Annotated in this window: 20 protein-coding genes and 1 pseudogene; 18 read left to right on the forward strand and 3 right to left on the reverse strand. The window is 59.9% G+C overall.

What is annotated here, in order from left to right:
- The 3 genes and pseudogenes from araG to BOP96_RS27210 all read left to right on the forward strand — a co-directional run.
- A pseudogene (gene araG, locus BOP96_RS27200) lies at positions 1-327 on the forward strand (L-arabinose ABC transporter ATP-binding protein AraG); the annotation flags it as partial.
- Positions 328-349: 22 nt separating this feature from the next.
- A complete protein-coding gene (gene araH / locus BOP96_RS27205) occupies positions 350-1,315 on the forward strand; it encodes an L-arabinose ABC transporter permease AraH (RefSeq protein ID WP_014719542.1) in 966 nt (321 codons plus the stop codon).
- Positions 1,316-1,496: 181 nt separating this feature from the next.
- Positions 1,497-2,300: an IclR family transcriptional regulator gene (locus tag BOP96_RS27210; protein WP_014719541.1), complete on the forward strand. Its 804-nt coding sequence runs from the start codon at positions 1,497-1,499 to the stop codon at positions 2,298-2,300.
- Here BOP96_RS27210 and BOP96_RS27215 read toward each other — a convergent pair whose 3' ends face one another.
- Positions 2,301-3,353, reverse strand: coding sequence for an NAD(P)-dependent alcohol dehydrogenase (locus tag BOP96_RS27215; RefSeq protein WP_014719540.1), 1,053 nt, complete (start codon positions 3,351-3,353; stop codon positions 2,301-2,303).
- Positions 3,354-3,534: 181 nt separating this feature from the next.
- On the opposite strand from BOP96_RS27215, the gene BOP96_RS27220 reads away from it, so the two are divergent.
- Positions 3,535-4,428, forward strand: a complete 894-nt coding sequence (locus BOP96_RS27220; RefSeq protein WP_003193483.1) for an AraC family transcriptional regulator — start codon at positions 3,535-3,537, stop codon at positions 4,426-4,428.
- Positions 4,429-4,596: 168 nt separating this feature from the next.
- On the opposite strand, the gene BOP96_RS27225 is transcribed toward BOP96_RS27220, so the two are convergent.
- On the reverse strand, positions 4,597-6,261 hold the full coding sequence (locus tag BOP96_RS27225; RefSeq protein ID WP_020301874.1) for an electron transfer flavoprotein-ubiquinone oxidoreductase: 1,665 nt from the start codon (positions 6,259-6,261) through the stop codon (positions 4,597-4,599).
- Positions 6,262-6,777: 516 nt separating this feature from the next.
- Between BOP96_RS27225 and BOP96_RS27230 the strand changes: the two genes are divergently transcribed.
- From BOP96_RS27230 to BOP96_RS27300, 14 genes are all read left to right on the forward strand, one after another.
- Positions 6,778-7,527, forward strand: coding sequence for an electron transfer flavoprotein subunit beta/FixA family protein (locus tag BOP96_RS27230; protein ID WP_014719538.1), 750 nt, complete (start codon positions 6,778-6,780; stop codon positions 7,525-7,527).
- Positions 7,528-7,529: 2 nt separating this feature from the next.
- Positions 7,530-8,459, forward strand: coding sequence for an electron transfer flavoprotein subunit alpha/FixB family protein (locus BOP96_RS27235; protein ID WP_014719537.1), 930 nt, complete (start codon positions 7,530-7,532; stop codon positions 8,457-8,459).
- Positions 8,460-8,531: 72 nt separating this feature from the next.
- Positions 8,532-9,347: a substrate-binding periplasmic protein gene (locus tag BOP96_RS27240; RefSeq protein WP_073454564.1), complete on the forward strand. Its 816-nt coding sequence runs from the start codon at positions 8,532-8,534 to the stop codon at positions 9,345-9,347.
- 9 nt (positions 9,348-9,356) lie between these two features.
- Positions 9,357-9,719 (forward strand): DUF4398 domain-containing protein, encoded by a 363-nt coding sequence (locus BOP96_RS27245; RefSeq protein WP_014719535.1) that lies wholly within the window; start codon positions 9,357-9,359, stop codon positions 9,717-9,719.
- Positions 9,716-10,528: an OmpA family protein gene (locus BOP96_RS27250; RefSeq protein WP_014719534.1), complete on the forward strand. Its 813-nt coding sequence runs from the start codon at positions 9,716-9,718 to the stop codon at positions 10,526-10,528. The genes BOP96_RS27245 and BOP96_RS27250 overlap by 4 nt, the downstream gene beginning before the upstream one ends.
- A 264-nt stretch (positions 10,529-10,792) precedes the next feature.
- A complete protein-coding gene (locus BOP96_RS27255) occupies positions 10,793-12,232 on the forward strand; it encodes an aminotransferase-like domain-containing protein (protein WP_073454566.1) in 1,440 nt (479 codons plus the stop codon).
- Between the two features lie 94 nt (positions 12,233-12,326).
- Positions 12,327-12,818, forward strand: coding sequence for a hypothetical protein (locus BOP96_RS27260; protein ID WP_014719533.1), 492 nt, complete (start codon positions 12,327-12,329; stop codon positions 12,816-12,818).
- 162 nt (positions 12,819-12,980) lie between these two features.
- Positions 12,981-13,235 carry a YkgJ family cysteine cluster protein gene (locus BOP96_RS27265; protein WP_014719532.1) on the forward strand — a complete coding sequence of 85 codons (255 nt, stop codon included), beginning with the start codon at positions 12,981-12,983 and terminating at the stop codon, positions 13,233-13,235.
- Positions 13,236-13,276: 41 nt separating this feature from the next.
- Positions 13,277-13,882, forward strand: coding sequence for an START domain-containing protein (locus tag BOP96_RS27270; RefSeq protein WP_073454568.1), 606 nt, complete (start codon positions 13,277-13,279; stop codon positions 13,880-13,882).
- A 103-nt stretch (positions 13,883-13,985) separates the two neighbouring features.
- Positions 13,986-14,222, forward strand: coding sequence for a hypothetical protein (locus BOP96_RS27275; RefSeq protein WP_014719530.1), 237 nt, complete (start codon positions 13,986-13,988; stop codon positions 14,220-14,222).
- A 213-nt stretch (positions 14,223-14,435) separates the two neighbouring features.
- A complete protein-coding gene (locus BOP96_RS27280; protein WP_003193463.1) occupies positions 14,436-14,777 on the forward strand; it encodes a ribonuclease E inhibitor RraB in 342 nt (113 codons plus the stop codon).
- 428 nt (positions 14,778-15,205) lie between these two features.
- The gene (locus BOP96_RS27290; RefSeq protein ID WP_019820591.1) at positions 15,206-16,615 is read left to right on the forward strand and encodes a circularly permuted type 2 ATP-grasp protein; all 1,410 of its coding nucleotides are present in this window, start codon (positions 15,206-15,208) and stop codon (positions 16,613-16,615) included.
- A gap of 4 nt (positions 16,616-16,619) precedes the next feature.
- Entirely contained in the window at positions 16,620-17,570 is a 951-nt protein-coding gene (locus BOP96_RS27295; protein WP_073454570.1) for an alpha-E domain-containing protein, read from the forward strand.
- Positions 17,567-18,349 carry a transglutaminase family protein gene (locus BOP96_RS27300; RefSeq protein ID WP_073454572.1) on the forward strand — a complete coding sequence of 261 codons (783 nt, stop codon included), beginning with the start codon at positions 17,567-17,569 and terminating at the stop codon, positions 18,347-18,349. The genes BOP96_RS27295 and BOP96_RS27300 overlap by 4 nt, the downstream gene beginning before the upstream one ends.
- A 165-nt stretch (positions 18,350-18,514) precedes the next feature.
- Here the strand turns inward: BOP96_RS27300 and BOP96_RS27310 are convergent, their stop codons facing one another.
- The gene (locus BOP96_RS27310) at positions 18,515-19,315 is read right to left on the reverse strand and encodes a c-type cytochrome (protein ID WP_073454579.1); all 801 of its coding nucleotides are present in this window, start codon (positions 19,313-19,315) and stop codon (positions 18,515-18,517) included.
- Between the last annotated feature and the right edge of the window lie 474 nt (positions 19,316-19,789).

Here is a 19,789-nt window from a genome sequence, read left to right on the forward strand (position 1 = left end):
GCGCAGAAGATCCTGTACCTGTCCGGCGGCAACCAACAGAAAGCCATTCTTGGCCGCTGGCTGTCGATGCCGATGAAGGTGTTGCTGCTCGACGAACCCACTCGCGGTATCGACATCGGCGCCAAGTCGGAGATCTACCAGATCATCCATAACCTGGCGGCCAGTGGCATTGCGGTGATCGTGGTGTCCAGCGACCTGATGGAGGTGATGGGCATCTGCGACCGCATCCTGGTGATGAGTGAAGGCGCCTTGACCGGTGAGTTACCCCGCGCCCAAGCGGATGAAGCGCGCCTGCTGCAACTGGCGCTGCCACAGTCGCGGGCTTGAACAAGAATAAGAGGGTTTGGCTATGTCTGAGGTAAAAACAGCAAAGGGCTTCTGGCCAGGTTTCAATCAGCGCAAATTTCTCGATGATTGGGTGATGCTGTTGGCGGCGCTGGGCATTTTTGTGCTCAGCGCGGTGTTCATCGATAACTTCCTGTCTCCGTTGAACATGCGCGGCCTCGGTCTGGCGATTTCCACCGTGGGCATCGCCGCCTGCACCATGCTGTTCTGCCTGGCGTCGGGGCACTTCGACTTGTCGGTGGGTTCGGTGATCGCCTGTGCCGGGGTGGTGGCGGGCATCGTGATGCGCGACACCGACAGCGTAGCACTCGGCGTGTCGGCAGCCTTGGCCATGGGCCTGGTGGTAGGGCTGATCAACGGCATTGTGATCGCCAAGCTGCGCATCAACGCGTTGATTGCCACCTTGGCGACCATGCAGATCGTGCGCGGACTGGCCTACATCTTCTCCAACGGCAAGGCGGTGGGGGTGATGAATGAAGGGTTCTTCGTGTTCGGCAACGGCCAGCTGCTGGGCGTGCCGGTGCCGATCATCATCACCGTGCTGTGCTTTGTGTTCTTTGGCTGGTTGCTCAATTACACCACTTACGGGCGCAACACTATGGCCATTGGCGGCAACCAGGAAGCCGCGTTACTCGCGGGGGTGAATGTCGATCGCACCAAGATCATCATCTTTGCCGTGCACGGTTTGATCGGCGCCTTGGCCGGGGTGATCCTCGCGTCACGCATGACCTCGGGCCAGCCGATGATTGGCCAGGGGTTCGAGCTGACCGTGATTTCGGCCTGTGTGCTGGGCGGTGTGTCGTTGAGCGGCGGCATTGGCATGATCCGCCATGTGATTGCCGGGGTGTTGATTCTGGCGATCATCGAGAATGCGATGAACCTGAAGAACATCGATACCTTTTACCAATATGTGATTCGTGGCTCGATCCTCTTGCTGGCCGTCATCATCGACCGCATGAAGCAACGCTGATGTTCGCCCTGTGAAGATCAAACTGTGGGAGCTGGCTTGCCTGCGATAGCGGTGTGTCAGCCAGCCCATCTTTAATTGACCCACCGCCATCGCAGGCAAGCCAGCTCCCACCTTGGATCTTCTGTGTTCAGGAGGGCGGTATTTGCCATAATGCCCCCGCTTTCATACTTATAGGCCCGATATGCAGGAAAACGCCCCCACCCCCGTCAAAGACGCCGCCCCCACCGGCACCCAGACCCTGTTGCGCGGCTTGGGGGTGGTGCAAGCGGTGGCGGCTGGTGCGCGGGATCTCAAGGAGATCGCCCGGCGCATCGGCACCACGCGCAGCACAACGCACCGCCTGGCCAGTTGCCTGGTGGACGAGCGTTACCTGCGCGTGGTGCCCCAGGTCGGTTATCTGCTGGGGCCCAAGCTGATCGAGTTGGGGTTCCAGGCCCGTGAAGAGTTGCCCTTGGTGAACCTGGCGGTGCCCTACCTGGATGAATTGTCGGCGCTGACCGGCGATACCATTCACCTGGCGATTCGTGAGTACGACGAGGTGCTTTACCTGCACAAGAACCCCGGCCGCAATGGGCCGGAAATGCGCTCGCGGGTCGGCCATCGCATGCCGTTGGCGCGCACCGGTATCGGCAAGGCGTTGATGCTGGATGACTCGCCGCAGGAGTGGCAGCGCTTGTACGAGGCGAGCTTGCCGACGGCGGGCAAAAGCCTGCAATGGCCGCAGCACCCGGAGCAATCCTGGGCGCAGTTCGAACAACGCATGCATGAGTATGTCGAGGGTGGCTACGCGTTTGACCTCGAAGACAACGAGCCTTCGATCCGCTGCGTGGCCGCACCGGTGCGCGATGCCAGCGGGCGCATCGTCGCCGGCATCAGCATCGCCAGTACGGTGCCCTACATGCCGCTGGAGAAAATGGCCGAGCTGATTCCTGTGATCAAACAGGTCGCAGCCCGGCTGTCAGCGGAGTTGGGCGCCAAGGCCTGATCAGGCTTTGAGGCTTGCCATGTCGATGACAAAGCGGTACTTCACATCACCGGCAATCATGCGTGCGTAAGCTTCGTTGATCTGCCGGATGTCGAGCATCTCGATGTCGCAGGTGATGTTGTGCTCGGCGCAGAAATCCAGGACTTCCTGGGTTTCGGCAATGCCGCCGATCAGCGAGCCGGCCAAGACTTTACGGCCCAATACCAGCTTGGCGGCATTGACGGGCGGGTCCACCGGCTCGATCAGGCCGACCAGGATATGCACGCCGTCAAAGCGCAGCACATCGAGGTAGGGGTTCAGGTCGTGCTGCACCGGGATGGTGTCGAGCAGGAAGTCGAAGTGCCCGGCAGCAGCTTTCATCTGCTCGGCATCAGTGGACACGATCACATGGTCGGCGCCCTGGCGACGGCCTTCCTCGGCCTTGCTCGCCGAACGCGTGAACAGCGTCACTTCGGCACCCATGGCCTTGGCGAACTTGATGCCCATGTGGCCCAGACCGCCCATGCCGAGAATCCCGACTTTATCGCCGGCTTTCACGCCGTAGTGCTTGAGCGGCGAGTAAGTGGTGATACCTGCACACAGGATCGGCGCAGCGCTGGCCAGGTCGAGCTTGGCCGGGATCTTCACCACGAAATGTTCGCTGACCACGATGCTGTCGGAGTAACCGCCCATGGTGTTGCTGCCATCCACGCGGTCCGGCGTGGCATAGGTCATGGTCGGGCCCTCGAGGCAGTATTGCTCAAGGTCCGATTGGCAGGCTTCGCAGTGACGGCACGAGTCCACCATGCAGCCTACGCCCACCAGGTCGCCGACTTTATGGGCAGTCACATTGGCGCCGACGGCGGTGACCTTGCCGACAATTTCGTGGCCCGGCATCAACGGGTACACGGCGATGCCCCACTCGTTGCGAGCCTGGTGGATATCGGAGTGGCACACGCCGCAGTAGAGAATCTCGATGGCCACGTCATCGACGCGCGGGCTGCGGCGTTCAAATGACATCGGGGCGAGGGGCGTGGTGGCCGACTGGGCGGCGTAACCGATGGCGGTGTACATAGTAAACCTCACAAAAGCTTGGACTGCAGAGGTGGCGAATTCTGCGCGTCGGCCTGGGGGCGCGAACATGGCAAATGCTCCGAGTCTCATGCCTATTCGTCCGGCAGTGCCTGAGGTTTGGATATATTGGCCGCCAGACCTGCGATGATGCTGTCATCCCTTATTCGCGAAGTTTTTTGCCATGCTGTTGACCCGCCATTTGGACGCCAATGCCACGCTGGTTGCCTTGATCGAAGGGCTCACGCCCCGCGACGGTTTTTCCCCGACTCACTTGCCCGGTGTGCAGGTGCTGCGCGCCAGTTGCGATGTGGCGCGTGGGCCGCAGATCTATGAGCCAAGCCTGATGTTCGTGGCCCAGGGCAGCAAAGTCGCCTACCTTGGCCCGCGCACGCTGGAGTATGGCGCCGGGCATTACCTGATCCAGGCGATGCCGGTGCCGTTCGAATGCGAGACCTTTGCCATGGCCCCCGAGGCGCCGCTGTATGGCGTGACGGTAGGCATCGACCGCGTGGTGTTGGGCGAGTTGGTGATTGCCATGGGCATGCAGGCCGGGCCACCGCCGACCGCGCAGACCTTGGAATCGATGAGTTCGGTGGTGCTGGACGATGCGATGCGCGGCTGCGTCGAGCGGTTGTTGCAGTGCCTGCACGATCCGCTGGAAAGCCGGATCATGGGCCCGGCGCGGGTGCGCGAATTGTTGTTCACCGCCTTGCGTGGGCCTCAGGCGGATGTGTTGCGTGCGCTGGTGGAACAACAGGGGCAGTTTTCGCGCATCGCCACCTCATTGAATCACCTGCATGCCCATTACGCCGAGCCGCTGAATATCGAGACGTTGGCCGGATTTGCGCACATGAGTGCCTCGACCTTTCATGAGCATTTCAAACGCTGCACCTTGTTGTCACCGGTGCAGTACCTCAAGCGCTTGCGGTTATTGAAGGCCCAGCAGTTGCTGCTGGTGGAAGGCATGAGTGTGGCGCAGGCGGCGCACAAGGTGGGGTACCAGAGTACGTCGCAGTTCAGCCGGGAGTACAAACGCTATTTCCTGCGCAACCCAGGTGAAGAGCGTGCCGCCTGACACCACAAGGTCATTGTGGGAGCTGGCTTGCCTGCGATAACGGTGGGTCAGCCATACATTTGGCACCTGAAGGCCGCCATCGCAGGCAAGCCAGCTCCCACATTTTTATCGATGTCGCCCACAAAAAAGGCTCCCATCTCGGGAGCCTTTTTGGGTTAAACGAACGACTTACATATTCGGGTAAGTCGGCCCACCCGCACCTTCCGGTGTCACCCAGGTGATGTTCTGCGAAGGGTCCTTGATGTCACAGGTCTTGCAGTGCACGCAGTTCTGGGCGTTGATCTGGAAGCGCTTCTCGCCGTCTTCCTTGGTCACCACTTCATACACGCCAGCCGGGCAGTAGCGCTGCGCCGGTTCATCGTAGAGCGGCAGGTTGGTGCCGATCGGGATGCTTGGGTCTTTGAGCTTCAAGTGGCACGGCTGCTCTTCTTCATGGTTGGTGCCAGAGATGAACACCGAGCTCAGCTTGTCGAAGCTCAACTTGCCGTCGGGTTTGGGGTAGTCGATCTTCTGGCTGTCTTTGGCCAGCTTCAGGCAGGCGTAGTCCGGCTTGGTGTCGTGCAGGGTGAAAGGGATCTTGCCGCCGAAAATGTTCTGGTCGAGCCAGTTGAAACCGCCGCCAATGATCGCGCCGAACTTGTGCACGGCCGGGCCGAAATTGCGGCTGGCGAACAGTTCCTCATACAGCCAGCTGGCTTTGAAGCTGTCGACATACGCGGTCAGTTCGTCGCCGCCCTCGGATTCGGCAAACAGGCGGTCGGCCACGGCGTCGGCGGCGAGCATGCCGGACTTCATCGCGGTATGGCTGCCTTTGATCTTGGCGAAGTTCAGGGTGCCCAGATCGCAACCGATCAGCGCGCCACCCTTGAAGACCATCTTCGGCAGCGAATTCAGGCCGCCTTTGCAGATCGCGCGGGCGCCGTAGCTGACCCGCTTGCCGCCTTCCAGGTACTGGGCCAGCACCGGGTGGTGCTTGAGGCGCTGGAACTCATCGAACGGCGACAGGAAGGTGTTGCTGTAGGACAGGTCGACGATCAGGCCGACCACCACCTGGTTGTTTTCCAGGTGATAGAGGAACGAGCCACCGGTGTTCTCGTTACCCATGATGTCCAGCGGCCAACCGGCGGTGTGCACCACCAGGCCCGGCTGGTGCTTGGCTGGGTCGATTTCCCAGATTTCCTTCAGACCGATGCCGTAGTGCTGGGCGTCGGCGTCGCTGTCCAGGTTGAAGCGCTGGATCAGTTGCTTACCGATGTGGCCACGGCAGCCTTCGGCGAACAGCGTGTACTTGCCACGCAGTTCCATGCCCGGGGTGTACAGGCCGTCTTTTGGCTTGCCTTCACGGTCAACGCCAAGGTCGCCGGTGATGATGCCGCGTACCACGCCGTTCTCGTCGAACAGCGCTTCCTGGGCGGCGAAGCCTGGGTAGATTTCCACGCCCAGGTTCTCGGCCTGCTGGGCCAGCCAGCGGCACAGGTTGCCCAGGGAAATGATGTAGTTGCCTTCGTTGTGCATGGTCTTGGGCACAAAGAAGTCGGGCACCTTGGTGGAGGCTTCCGGGCTGCGCAGTACATAGATGTCATCGCGCACCACCGGGGTGTTGAGCGGGGCGCCGAGTGCTTTCCAGTCTGGGAACAATTCGTTCAGGGCACGGGGTTCAAACACGGCACCGGAGAGGATGTGGGCGCCGACTTCGGAGCCTTTCTCGACCACGCAGACGCTGATTTCCTTACCGGCTTCGGCGGCCTTCTGCTTCAGTCGGCAGGCGGCAGACAGGCCAGCCGGGCCAGCGCCGACGATGACCACGTCGAATTCCATGTATTCGCGTTCCACAGGCTATCTCCTACTCAAGGCTCAACAGGCTTTTTTTTCTAATGGGTGGAGGTTCGGTGTGGTTCTGCGCGAAGGCAGCACCCACCTGTCTCTCTAGGTGGCGCATTATATATAGACCACTGACAGCGTCCAATACAAACGTTTGTTTGAATTGCCTGCAGCCTAGATAAATCAAAGCAACGGGGCTTATGACTGACCATTTTGCCGTATTGACCAGAATAGGCGTTCCGGTCAAGATACGGTCGGTTTTGCGCTTCCCGTAGGCAGACTGCAGGTTTCAAGAGCACGTCCAAAGACAGGCCGAAGGCAATAAAGGTGATGCGCCCCCCAACGTTGGAGCGCAGTTTACACGCCGCGATAAAGAATGACCTCTCAGTCACCACTGACGAACGGTCGTCATTTCCCGTGTGCAAGGCCACTGCCGAGGTCTTTGGAGGTGCCCTTGTGTGCCGATGAGCATCAACCGCCAGGTTCGCCTAGGCGACTTTCTTTTCACCGGAGAGTAACGAGGAATCCATGAAGGTTCTTGTAGCTGTCAAACGCGTTGTCGATTACAACGTGAAAGTTCGCGTCAAGGCGGACAATTCCGGCGTCGACCTTGCTAACGTCAAGATGTCGATGAACCCTTTCTGCGAAATCGCTGTGGAAGAAGCCGTACGCCTGAAAGAGAAAGGCGTGGCGACGGAAATCGTCGTGGTGTCCATCGGGCCGACCACTGCCCAAGAGCAGTTGCGTACCGCTTTGGCCCTGGGCGCCGACCGCGCCATTCTGGTGGAGTCTGCTGAAGAGCTGACCTCCCTGGCCGTTGCCAAGCTGCTCAAGGCCGTTGTCGACAAGGAACAGCCACAACTGGTGATCCTGGGCAAACAAGCCATCGACAGCGACAACAACCAGACTGGCCAGATGTTGGCTGCACTGACCGGTTACGGCCAGGGCACCTTCGCTTCGAAAGTCGAAGTGAGCGGCGACAGCGTTGCGGTTACCCGTGAAATCGACGGCGGCGCGCAGACGGTTTCCCTGAAACTGCCGGCCATCGTCACCACCGACCTGCGTTTGAACGAGCCGCGTTATGCGTCCCTGCCAAACATCATGAAAGCCAAGAAGAAGCCTCTGGAGACGCTGACTCCGGACGCTTTGGGCGTTTCCACCGCCTCTACCAACAAGACCGTCAAAGTCGAAGCGCCGGCTGCACGCAGCGCGGGCATCAAGGTCAAGTCGGTGGCTGAACTGGTCGAGAAACTGAAAAACGAAGCGAAGGTAATCTAATCATGACTATCTTGGTAATCGCTGAACACGACAACAAGGTACTGGCCCCGGCCACCCTGAACACCGTGGCCGCTGCCGCTAAAATCGGTGGGGACATCCACGTCCTGGTAGCAGGGCAGGGCGCTGGCGCCGTGGTTGAAGCCGCTGCGAAAATCGCAGGCGTGAGCAAAGTCCTGAACGCTGACAATGCCGCTTATGCGCATCAGCTGCCGGAAAACGTTGCACCGCTGGTCGCCGAGCTTGGCGCTGGCTACAGCCACATCCTGGCCGCCGCTACCTCCAACGGCAAAAACATCCTGCCACGCGTTGCCGCGCAGCTGGACGTTGACCAGATCTCCGAGATCATCTCGGTAGAAAGCGCCGACACCTTCAAGCGCCCGATCTACGCCGGTAACGCCATCGCTACCGTGCAGTCCAACGCCTCGGTCAAGGTCATCACCGTGCGCGCCACCGGTTTCGACCCGGTTGCTGCCGAAGGTGGCTCGGCTGCCGTTGAAGCCGTCTCCGCTGCCCACGACGCTGGCACTTCCAGCTTTGTCGGCGAAGAGCTGGCCAAGTCGGACCGTCCTGAACTGACCGCTGCCAAGATCGTCGTTTCCGGCGGTCGTGGCATGCAGAACGGTGACAACTTCAAACACCTGTACGCCCTGGCCGACAAGCTGGGTGCTGCGGTCGGCGCTTCCCGCGCTGCTGTCGACGCAGGCTTTGTACCCAACGACATGCAGGTCGGCCAGACCGGCAAGATCGTTGCGCCACAGCTGTACATTGCCGTCGGTATCTCCGGCGCTATCCAGCACTTGGCCGGTATGAAAGATTCCAAGGTGATCGTTGCGATCAACAAGGACGAAGAAGCGCCGATCTTCCAGGTAGCCGATTATGGCCTGGTGGCGGACTTGTTCGAAGCCGTACCTGAATTGGAGAAGCTGGTCTAATCCAGCCACTTCACTTATAAAGAGCCCGGTCTTATGACCGGGTTTTTTTTTACTGATCGGGAGAGTCTTGCCATGCAACTGCGCCCCTGGGCCTTACTGTTGGGCCTTACGCTGCTGCCGAGCCTGACGCTCGCCGCCGGCAAGTGCGAGCGCCTGGTAATCACCGGCAGCCCGGACGCACCGCCTTTGCTCTGGCGCGACCCTCAGGACCCTACGCACCTGATCGGCGCGACCGCTGACGTGCTGCAACAAGTGGGCAAGGACCTCGGGCTGAAAATCGACCTGCTCTATGGCGGCAAACGCTCCTTGGCCCTGGATGAAGCGCGTAGCGGGCGCATGGACATTCTCGCCGACGCACCGCTGAATCTGGGTGAGCTGGACCACTTCGACTACATCCATCCGGCGCTGATGCAGACCGACTACCTGGTATGGACGCGCAAGGATTCAGCCGTGGTCTATTCCACCGCCGCCGATTTGCACGGCCACAAAGGCGCAGTTTCGGAACGTGCGCGTTTGAGCGCGGAGTTCGAAACCTTCGCCAGCCAGCAACTCAACCTGCAACGCCTGCCCAATTTGACGCCGGCTTTCCAGAAACTGTTGCTCGGTGAAGTGGACTACGTGCTGGCTGGGCGCTATTCCGGCATGGCCATGGCCCAGACCCTGGGCATGAGTAATGACCTGGTGGCCCATGAGGTGCCTGTCGACCAGCCTGGCCTGTACCTGGCGGTTTCCCACAACTCGGCCTGCAATGATCCTTGGCTTCGCGGACAGCTGACGAAAAAGATGACAGAATTGCCCGCCTCCGGTGCCGCTCAAGCCGCGCTGCAGCGCAATCTGGAGCGTTGGAAAGCGCAACTGCAACAACCTGTCGGCACCCCAACAAAGTAGGGATTTACAGTGATTTTTCGAGCTCTTTTCGCGGCCCTTGCCGTTGTCGCGCTGGCGGGATGCGCAACCGATCCTGCGCCGATCGAACAAATGCGCCTGACCCAGCAAGCCTTGGAACAAGCCACCGCGGTCGGGGCCAACACCGATGAATCCCCCGAACTGAAGCTGGCCGAAGAAAAATTCGCCCGGGCCAAGGGCAACATGGCCGACCAATCCTACAAGCGAGCGCGGATGCGCGCCGAGCAGGCTGAGCTGGACGCACGCCTGGCCGAAGCCAAAGTGCTGACCGGCAAGAGCCAGGAACAATTGAACGTGCTCAATACCCGTATCACTCGCCTGCGTAAGCAACTGCAGTTGGGAGACGCACAATGAGCCCGATGATCCGTAGTTTGAGCTGTGTACTGCTGCTCGGCGGCGCGGCCTTGGGCGGCTGTGCCAGCCAACCCACGAGCGAGCAGGCGTTGCAGCAGGCCGGCGATGACTTTCAAAAGGTCAAGGAAGACGCCAACGTACTGCGCTTCGCCCCCAAGGACGTGATCCGCGCCGGCGAGTCCCTGGCCCGCGCCGATCGCCTGTCCAGCTACTGGGGCAGCGGCGCGGATGTGGTGCATTACGCTTACCTGAGCCAGCGTTACAGCGCCATCGCCCGAGAACACACCCAGCAGGGCCTGAATGCCGAACGCGGCACTCAACTGGAGTTGGAGCGTCAGCGCCTGCAACTGGCCTTGCGCGAAAACAAGCTGGCCAGCGTGCAACAGCAGGGCAAGTGGGTTGAAGCGCAAATCGCCAGCCTCACCACCCAGACCGATCGTGGCCTGGTGATGACCCTGGGGGACGTACTGTTCGACACTGGCGAAGCTGAACTGCAGAACTCCGCCAACCGCACGGTGCTCAAGATCGTGCAATTTCTGCAACTGAACCCCAAGCGTCGGGTGCGCATCGAGGGCTACACCGACAACACCGGTGGCGAGCAGGAAAACCTGAAACTGTCCCGCGACCGTGCTCAATCGGTGGCCGATCTGTTGATGGACCTGGGTATTGATGACAAGCGCATCGAGGTCGAAGGCTATGGCGACCAATACCCGGTGGAAGCCAATGCCTCCGAGCGTGGTCGTGCACAGAATCGCCGAGTGGAAATTGTGTTCTCTGACGAGAAGGGCCAATTGGGCGCAGTACGCTAAAGTCTGACGCAGATCCAAATTGTGGGAGCGGGCTTGCCCGCGAATGCGGTGGCTCAGTACCGAATGTACTGATTGACACACCGCTTTCGCGGGCAAGCCCGCTCCCACATTTCGTTTCGGCGATGCCCACCCCAGCTCCCCCGCAGTTTTTACTGTCACTCCCGCCCGCGCTCGACTATTGTGGCAACTGTCCCCGTACACTTCTAAACTGTGCCGGTATGTTTCACACAAAAATAAAATACCCGTGAAATCGAGTGCTGCGTCATGACCAATCTGTTGCTTTACCAACGTATTGCCCAGCAACTGGCTGAGGACATCCGGCGCGGTGTCTACCAACCGGGGGAGCGCGTGCCGTCGGTGCGCAAGATGAGTTCCCAGCTCAATGTGAGCCATGCCACGGTGCTGCAGGCCTACGCCAACCTGGAAGACCAGGGGCTGATCCGGGCGCGGCCGCAGTCGGGCTATTACGTGCACCAGACGCCAGCACTCACGGCGCCTACGCCTGATATCGCACGGGTCGAGCGCCCAGGGTTGGTCACCCGTAGCAGTATCATCCAGCAGGTGCTGGTCGAGTCGCGCCGCGAAGGGGTGTTTCCCTTGGGCGCGGCGGTGCCGAGTGTCGACTACCTGCCGGTGCGGGCACTGCATCAGCAGTTGGCCAAGGTCACGCGTTTCCAGAGCCCACGGGCCTTCAGCTACATGTTCAGCCCTGGCTTTGAACCATTGCGGCGCCAGGTGGCGATCCGTATGCGCGATGCGGGCGTGGTGGTGGACCCTTCCGAAGTGGTGATCACCCACGGCTGTGTCGATGCATTGCAAATGTCGTTGCGCGTGCTGACGCGCCCTGGCGACCTGATCGCGGCTGAATCACCCACCTATTACGGCCTGCTGCAATTGGCTGATCTGCTGGGCCTCAAGGTGATCGAGATCCCCAGCGACCCCGCCACAGGCATGAGCCTGGAAGCCCTGCAACTGGCCGCCAACCAATGGTCGATCAAGGCGCTGGTGTTGACCACGCGCCTGAGTAATCCGCTGGGCGGCACCATGCCGGAGGAGCGGCAGAAACAGTTGCTGCGCCTGGCCTCGGACTTCGATATCCAGATCGTCGAAGATGACATTTACGGCGAGTTGATGTTCGAACTCGGCCGCACCAAAGCCCTCAAGGCCTACGACCGCCTCGACCGCGTAATCTATTGCTCAAGCTTTTCCAAGACCTTGTCGCCGGGCGTGCGCATTGGTTGGATGATTGCCGGCAAGTACCAGCAGGAAATCCAGCGCCTGCAGATGTTCAGCACGCATTCTGCTTGCAGCGTCACGCAGATGGGCGTCGCGGCCTATCTGGAAAACGGTGGCTACGACCGTCATTTGCGCTACATCCGCCAGGAATACCGCAAGAACCTCAGTGCCTTCCAATTGGCGGTGCAGCAGTATTTCCCCGAAGGCACCCAGATGACCCGCCCGACCGGCGGCTTTATCTTGTGGGTCAGTTTGCCGGGGCGGGTCAATACTCAGGAACTGCATGTGCGTGCCCTGCAACAAGGCATCAGCATTGCGCCAGGGCTGATTTTCAGTAATACCGAACAGTTCAACCACTGTATTCGCCTCAATTGCGGCACGCCGTGGAATCGCGAGGCGGAGAGGGCGTTGATGACCCTGGGAATGCTTGCCAGCCAGCTGTGCCAGGAGGCCGCAGCGGGTTATTGAGGCGAGCAAAAGGGCACAAGACTGATCTGTGCCCTTGTCATGCCGCGCACAACAAGCGAGCATATGGCCTTCTGCCGTTAATGCTGTTGGCGATATGACTTCTATTTTTCGCGTTACGTTGATGCTTGGTCTGCTGAGCCTGTGCAATGCCGGCAGCGTGCTGGCTGCAGCGCCGGTGGCTGAAGGCAAGCCTGCTGTCGGTGCCGAGCAAAAGACCTCAGCCAAGCAGCCAGCGCCTGCGAAAAAAGCCCCCGCCGCACAAAAGAAAGCCGCCTCGACCAAAAAGCGTGCACCCGTGGCGAGCAAGTCCAAGTCGGCCCATGAAGTCGCCCAGACCAAACTGCCACCGGCACAGTTGGACCTGTCCCTGCCTTCGGACATGGTCAGGCACTTGCAACCCATCGGTACCATGCCCAAGCCCAAGAGTGTGCCCTTGCTGCCGCCAATGTTTGGCGAAAAGCCCACCGACAACAGCGCGTTTCAGATCAACGGCCGCTTGCTCAGCAATGAGATGAAGCTGCAACTGCGTAACGAAGAGCGCCGTGATGTTGAAGGCGCTGCGCTGGATTTCGAATTCAAGCAATAAACTTTCGCACCACAGGTGACCCAGGTCGCCGACCATCTGTCGCAGACTGGTCGGTCACTTTTGTTTTGTGCGAAAAACCCCTGTTGGGCCATTTTAAAACGTCTGTTTAAGGGCGTACTCTAGCCCGGCCATCCCTATTGAGTTGTCGAGGACCTGCTGGTCATGAAATGCCGTGAAGGCTGTGGCGCATGCTGCATTGCCCCCTCCATCAGTTCACCGTTGCCGGGAATGCCCCATGGCAAGCCCGCTGGCGTTCGCTGCGTGCACTTGTCGGTGGAACAACTGTGCCAGTTGTTCGGTCAACCGCAGCGGCCAGCCGTATGCAGTGATTTCAAGCCCGATATTGAGGTGTGCGGCAATGACCAGGCCGATGCCATTCGCCTGATCGGTTGGTGGGAACAGATGACGGCGGCTTGATGGGCTTTACTATCGGAACTTCAACAATAAGGAATACAACGATGGGTTCGCTGAAACGAGTGGCTGTACTGTGCGGTTTTACGCTGTTGTTGGCGGCTACTGCCCAGGCTGAGGATTGGCAAGTCGCCAAGGACGAAGACGGTATCAAGGTCTCCCTGAGCGAGATTGCCGGTTCCAAGTACAAGGCGTATCGCGGTGTGACGGTGATCAAGGCGCCTTTGGCCAAGGTCCAGGCGCTGCAGGAAGATGTGGTCGGTGCTTGCGCATGGATCCATGAATGCAAATCCCAGCAACTCGTCGACAAGAAAGGCGACGAGGCCTGGACCTACACCCAGTTCAAGGCCCCGTTCCCCGTGACGGACCGCGACTCGTACATCCACGTCACCACCACCAAAGCCGCTGACGGCACCGTCACGCGCAAACTGGAAGGTGTGCCGACCTACAAGCCAGAAGCAAAAGGCTACGTGCGGGTTGCCCAGGTGGACGGTTTCTGGAAACTGGTGCCAAAGGGCGATAACCAGACCGAAGTCACCTACCAGGTACACACCGAGCCAGGTGGCAGTGTCCCCTCGTGGCTGGCCAACAAGTTCGTGGTGGACGCCCCGTTCAACACTTTGAAAGCCTTGAAAGAACACGCTGAAAAATAAGTGCAGTTGATCCGGTGCCTCCGGGCTTGAGCGGAACGTTTTGCGCGCCGCCAAGGTCCAGATACTTGTAAGCCCACCTATGGGTTTTATCGAGGAGGCACCGATGCAAACGTGGCAAATTACCTTCGTTGATGATCACGGTGAAAAGTCCGTGCAGCAGTTCACCTGCGAACAAAAGCCCAGCCTCGAAGACGCTGCGCATATGATTCGTGCGAAGCTGGTGCCGATTGCTGCCGAACTCGATCTCAATGACCTGGAAGGCCGGAAACCCGAGCCGACGGTCAAGATTCTCAAAGACCAGAACAGTATCCAGATTCTCGATATTTCTCCCTCCGTCTAAACATTTTTCACACGCCACACGAGCACCTCTGGTGGAGGTGATAGCTTCGCGCTACTCTGCAATCGAGATCAGCGAATGAATCGCTAAGGTCTGGTCTTGTCAGCTACATGCTTGTTTTCCTGCGGCGTTGTTATGCCGTGGTGCCCACGCCAGCAGGGCGCGGGGCTTCAGGAAGCACGGAAAGTCTATCCATCGGTTTGAGGAGGACGTTTCATGAGCACAGCCTATCAAGAAGACATCAGCACCAACGTACTGCGCCGCATGAAAGAAGGCGGCTTTGACTTCTCGCGTTTTCACCCCATTGAGTTCTACGCCATTTTCCCGGATGAAGAACGGGCGCGCAGGGCAGCGGGTCGATTTCGTGGGGAGTCCCTCAACGCTCAGGTCAGCGCGCGCGACGATGGCGCCTGGTACCTGGAACTGAGCAAAATCATGTTCGCAACCTACGACGGCATAGGAGATTTCGAGCAAGACTTTGAAGCAGTGGTCGAGCCCCTGGGAGGGATCATCGAAGGATGGGGCGTCAAGCAGGAGGTGCGTGGGTTACCCATGTAGTTGGTATTTATGAGCACCACAGCGTATCGGCTGACCTTTGGGTCGGCCGATTTTGTTTGGACGGCGTTTTACGTGCAAAAAAAAGCCACCCGGATAGGGTGGCGGAAAGGGAAGCTCAAGGGAGTAGATCAGTACACGAAGTCACACGATATCGCTTGCACAAAAGGTTTCGCTGTAGGACGTCTCCTGTTCAGCCGATGGAGGTGATTATCCGCAGCGCCAGCCGGGCAGTGAAATCAACTCTGGCTATGCTGTTGATAGTCAAAGACCGCATTGCAATGAGGCGCGCGACGTGACCCAAGCCATTGTGCGCACCAGGACGGTGCGAGGAATGCGCTTGGATTATGCAACTGGTTGATTATTAAGTGTTTATGCCGCTGGCACGGGCCTTGCGAAGGTTCTTGCGTCCGGGTGACAAGGAGTACGGCATGATCCGCACTTATTACGATGAAATGTACGATGGGGCAGGGCAGGTTCGCCCCCATTATCGCGAGTTCGCCCGTTGGCTGGCCGACACCCCTGCCGAACTGCTGGCCCAGCGCCGGCGTGAAGCCGATTTGCTGTTCCACCGCGCCGGTATCACCTTCACCCTCTACGGGGACGAACAAGGCACCGAGCGCCTGATCCCCTTCGACACCATCCCCCGCAGCATTCCAGCGAGTGAATGGCGGATTGTCGAGCGCGGCTGCATCCAGCGGGTCAAGGCGCTGAACCTGTTCCTCGCCGACCTGTACCACGATCAACGCATCATCAAGGCCGGCATCATCCCCGCCGAACAGGTACTGGCCAACGAGCAATACCAGTTGGCAATGCAGGGCCTGGATTTGCACCGCGATATCTATTCGCACATCTCCGGGGTCGACCTCGTACGCGATGGCGACGGCACGTACTACGTGCTCGAGGACAACCTGCGCACGCCCAGCGGTGTCAGCTACATGCTTGAAGACCGCAAAATGATGATGCGTCTGTTCCCCGAGCTGTTCGCGGCCCAGCGCATCGCGCCCATCGACCATTACCCCAACCTGCTGCTCGACACCCTCAAAAGCGCCAGCCCCCTGGATAACCCCAGTGTGGTGGTACTGACGCCCGGGCGTTTCAACAGCGCGTTCTTCGAACATGCCTTCCTGGCTCGGGAAATGGGTGTGGAATTGGTGGAAGGTGCGGATTTGTTCGTGCGCGATGACCGTGTGTTCATGCGCACCACCGACGGGCCCAAGGCTGTCGATGTGATCTACCGTCGCCTTGATGATGCGTTCCTTGACCCGCTGGCCTTCAACCCGGACTCCATGCTCGGTGTGCCCGGCCTGCTCGCCGCCTACCGTTGCGGCAATGTGGTGCTGGCCAACGCCATTGGCACCGGGGTTGCGGACGACAAATCTGTGTATCCGTTCGTCACCGAGATGATTCGCTTCTACCTCGACGAAGAGCCGATCCTGCAGAACGTTCCGACCTTCCAATGCCGTAAGCCTGACGAATTGTCCCACGTACTGGCCAACCTGCCCGAGCTGGTGGTCAAGGAAACCCAGGGTTCCGGTGGTTACGGCATGTTGGTTGGACCGGCGTCTACCACGGCAGAAATCGAAGCGTTCCGGGCACGTATCAAGGCCAAGCCACACGCTTATATCGCGCAGCCGACCCTGTGCTTGTCTACCTGCCCGACTTTTGTCGAGAACGGCATCGCCCCGCGCCACATAGACCTGCGCCCTTTCGTGTTGTCCGGCAAGGAGACCCGCGTGGTACCGGGTGGCCTGACCCGCGTGGCGCTGCGCGAAGGCTCGCTGGTGGTCAACTCGTCCCAGGGCGGCGGAACCAAAGACACCTGGGTGGTCGAGGGCTGATGCCATGTTGAGTAGAACTGCCTCGGATTTGTACTGGATGTCGCGCTACCTGGAGCGTGCCGAAAACCTCGCGCGCATGCTCGATGTCAGCTATTCGCTGTCGCTGATGCCCCAGGACGGGCGCGGCGATGGCCTGCACGAGTTGGCCATGCCGCTGTTGATCACCAGCACCCTGGACGATTACCACGCGCGCCATGGCCCCTTGCACGCTGAACGCTTGCTGCACTTTTTTGCCCTGGACGCGGCCAACCCGGCGAGCATCTACAGCTGTCTGGGTGCGGCGCGGGCCAGCGCTCACGCTGTACGTGGGCGAATCACCGCCGACATGTGGGAAAACATCAATGCCACTTGGCTGGACATACGCGATATCGCCCAGCAGGGCCTGAGCCATTACGGCATGAGCCGGTTTTGTGAGTGGGTCAAGGAGCGCTCCCATCTGTTTCGGGGCGCCACTTACGGCACTATCATGCGCAACGATGCCTTCCGCTTTATTCGCCTGGGCACCTTTATCGAGCGCGCCGATAACACCCTGCGCTTGCTCGATGCCCGCTACGAAATGGCCGGCGAACACGCGGCGGTCGTCAGCGATGGCACGGCTCACGCGTATTACCAATGGAGTGCGTTGCTGCGCGCACTGTCGTCATTCGAGGCGTACACCGAGATTTATCGCGATGCCCCGGGGGCTCGGCAAGTGGCTGAGCTGCTGCTGTTACGCGCGGATGTGCCGCGTTCGCTGCGCGCTTGCAGCGAAGAGATCGACCAGATCCTCGCCAGCCTGCCCGGCATCAACGGCCGCCCGGCCCAGCGCCTGGCCGCCGAGATGGATGCGCGCCTGCGCTTTACCGCCATCGACGAAATCCTCGAAGAAGGCCTGCATGCCTGGCTGACCGACTTTATCCCCTTGGTCCGCCAGTTGGGCGACGCCATCTACAGTTCCTACCTGGAGGCGGCATGAGACTCTCCATCAGCCACGACACTACCTACCACTACGAAGACCAGGTGCGCGCCAGCATCCAGTACCTGCGCCTGACGCCCCATGACAGCGAGCGCCAACACGTGCTGAGCTGGCAACTCGACCTGCCGCGCCCGGTGCGGGCACAGGTGGACCCCTTCGGCAATATCTTGCATGTGCTCACGCTGGACGAACCCCACGACGCCATCATCATCGGCGCCCGGGGCATGGTGGAGATCGATGAATTGCGCGAGGCCGAACACGAAAGTCAGTCTGCCTTTCCGTTCCTGCGCTCCACTCGCCTCACCGAGCCCGACGACGCCCTGCGCGGGTTTGCCGAGCAACACTGCCATCAGCGTCGTGATCGCACGGCGCTTATCGACTTGATGCACGCGCTTAACCACACCATGGTCTACACCCCCGGCGCGACCGACGTCGATACCTGCGCCGCCCAGGCCTTTGCAGGTGCAGCAGGGGTGTGCCAGGACCACACCCATGCGTTCCTGGCCTGCGCACGCAGCCTGGGGATCCCTGCGCGGTATGTGTCGGGGTATCTGTATACCGAAGACAGCACGCACCTGGCCAGCCATGCCTGGGCCGAAGCCTGGCTGGATGACGCCTGGTACAGCTTTGACGTGACCAACCAACTGGCGCGGCCGGAGCGGCACTTGAAGCTGGCCGTGGGCCTGGACTACCTCGACGCCTGCCCGGTCCGGGGGATGCGCCGTGGCGGTGGGCATGAGCAGATGCATGCCAAGGTATTCGTGGCGCCGCAGCAATGATCGCCCCCGCGCTCTGCGTTGCTTGATCGTTCCCACGCTCTGCGTGGGAATGCAGCCGAGGACGCTCCGCGTCCCAAAGCGTGACGCAGAGCATCACAAGAGGCGTTCCCACGCGGAGCGTGGGAACGATCGATGCTCTCAGGGTTTTCGCGAGCAAGCTCGCTCCTACAACTTGCGGCCCGCCATATGCCGCAAATACCCCACCAGCAAATCCAACTCATTGTCTGGCAATACACTCGCTGTAAACGCCGGCATCTTCGCCTGTGGCCACTGCCTCAGGCTTTGCGGGTCGCGGATGTAACGTTTGAGGAAATCCCCGCTGAAATACTCGGTGGGGTTGTAGGGCACATTCAGGTCCGGCCCCATCTGGGCATCACCGCCGCCATTGAGGCGATGGCACGCCAGGCAGTTCTTCTGGAACAACGCAAAGCCCTGGTTGATCGGGTCGTTCGCCGCCAGCTTCGGGTCGGGCAATAACGCCGGGAAACGCTCGCCAACCGTCTGCAACTGCTTGAATTTCGATACCTGGAACGGCCACTGTTCGGGGCTGATATGCCCGGCTTGAGGGGTGGTCCAGACCAGATAGAACGGCCCGGCGCTGGGCTTGCCCTGTGCCAGCGGTGGCCATGGATGGGCCGGGTCTTCCACGGCCAGCCAGGCGCGGGCGCCGTTTTTTTCCAGTAACGGCGCGGCGGCAAGTTCGGCGGCAAAACCATCAAGGGCAACGGCTTGCAGGTGGTTCGCAGATTTAAGGCCCGGTAAGAGCACCGCCAGGGGCACCGCACGATAGGTCATAGTGCGCTTGTAGGACACATCATCGACGATCTGCACCGTCTGAGCGTCGGGGTGCTTGAGCAACTCGGCGGTCTGCCAGGTCTTTTGGCTGTGGTCCAACTCGATGGTCAACTGTGCCGCCGCCGCGGGCAGGCTCAGCAGCAGGGCAAAAAGGGCGAGGATCGGTTTCAAGGCACAGGCCCGTTGCGAGAGAGTGAGGGCGCACACGATAACGGAAAACGGCAGGTAAAAAGACAGCCCCTGCAAAACAGGAGCGCTAAGCGCAATGTCCTGGCAGGTGCTGCCAAAAACTGCAGGCCTGGTGCGGTGTGTGCACGCAAGCGGGGAGTGTCACCCAATAACCTTGGTTAAATTGGGCAAGATCAGAATCAAGGTGGTGGCGAACAGAATAAGTCCCGCCTGACGTACTTTCGATTGTTTGAACATGGCTGACTGCCTTTTCTTTTGTTGTTATTCCTGAGCGTCAAATGCGTGCTGGTTTATTTCAGTATCGCGAGGTGACGTTGCACTTTTCTTACAACTGTTCCAGCAAAACCCGGCAACAGCGTCTTACAGATTCAACCTTAGAGCGCCCGTTCTTTCTGGCTTAGACTCATTTCATATCAGCTAAGAAGTATTTGCGCTAAAAACGGCATGAGGCTTATT

The organism is Pseudomonas sp. FSL W5-0203 (genome assembly GCF_001896155.1).
GTDB classification, from domain to species: domain Bacteria; phylum Pseudomonadota; class Gammaproteobacteria; order Pseudomonadales; family Pseudomonadaceae; genus Aquipseudomonas; species Aquipseudomonas paracarnis.

Coding starts and splice junctions, on each gene's coding strand:
- BOP96_RS27215 (WP_014719540.1), bottom strand. CDS start 3,353: ATGTACACCGCCATCGGTTACGCCGCCCAGTCGGCCACCACGCCCCTC.
- BOP96_RS27235 (WP_014719537.1), top strand. CDS start 7,530: ATGACTATCTTGGTAATCGCTGAACACGACAACAAGGTACTGGCCCCG.
- BOP96_RS27260 (WP_014719533.1), top strand. CDS start 12,327: ATGACTTCTATTTTTCGCGTTACGTTGATGCTTGGTCTGCTGAGCCTG.
- BOP96_RS27270 (WP_073454568.1), top strand. CDS start 13,277: ATGGGTTCGCTGAAACGAGTGGCTGTACTGTGCGGTTTTACGCTGTTG.
- araH (WP_014719542.1), top strand. CDS start 350: ATGTCTGAGGTAAAAACAGCAAAGGGCTTCTGGCCAGGTTTCAATCAG.
- BOP96_RS27295 (WP_073454570.1), top strand. CDS start 16,620: ATGTTGAGTAGAACTGCCTCGGATTTGTACTGGATGTCGCGCTACCTG.
- BOP96_RS27220 (WP_003193483.1), top strand. CDS start 3,535: ATGCTGTTGACCCGCCATTTGGACGCCAATGCCACGCTGGTTGCCTTG.
- BOP96_RS27210 (WP_014719541.1), top strand. CDS start 1,497: ATGCAGGAAAACGCCCCCACCCCCGTCAAAGACGCCGCCCCCACCGGC.
- BOP96_RS27275 (WP_014719530.1), top strand. CDS start 13,986: ATGCAAACGTGGCAAATTACCTTCGTTGATGATCACGGTGAAAAGTCC.
- BOP96_RS27280 (WP_003193463.1), top strand. CDS start 14,436: ATGAGCACAGCCTATCAAGAAGACATCAGCACCAACGTACTGCGCCGC.
- BOP96_RS27255 (WP_073454566.1), top strand. CDS start 10,793: ATGACCAATCTGTTGCTTTACCAACGTATTGCCCAGCAACTGGCTGAG.
- BOP96_RS27230 (WP_014719538.1), top strand. CDS start 6,778: ATGAAGGTTCTTGTAGCTGTCAAACGCGTTGTCGATTACAACGTGAAA.
- BOP96_RS27265 (WP_014719532.1), top strand. CDS start 12,981: ATGAAATGCCGTGAAGGCTGTGGCGCATGCTGCATTGCCCCCTCCATC.
- BOP96_RS27290 (WP_019820591.1), top strand. CDS start 15,206: ATGATCCGCACTTATTACGATGAAATGTACGATGGGGCAGGGCAGGTT.
- BOP96_RS27240 (WP_073454564.1), top strand. CDS start 8,532: ATGCAACTGCGCCCCTGGGCCTTACTGTTGGGCCTTACGCTGCTGCCG.
- BOP96_RS27300 (WP_073454572.1), top strand. CDS start 17,567: ATGAGACTCTCCATCAGCCACGACACTACCTACCACTACGAAGACCAG.
- BOP96_RS27250 (WP_014719534.1), top strand. CDS start 9,716: ATGAGCCCGATGATCCGTAGTTTGAGCTGTGTACTGCTGCTCGGCGGC.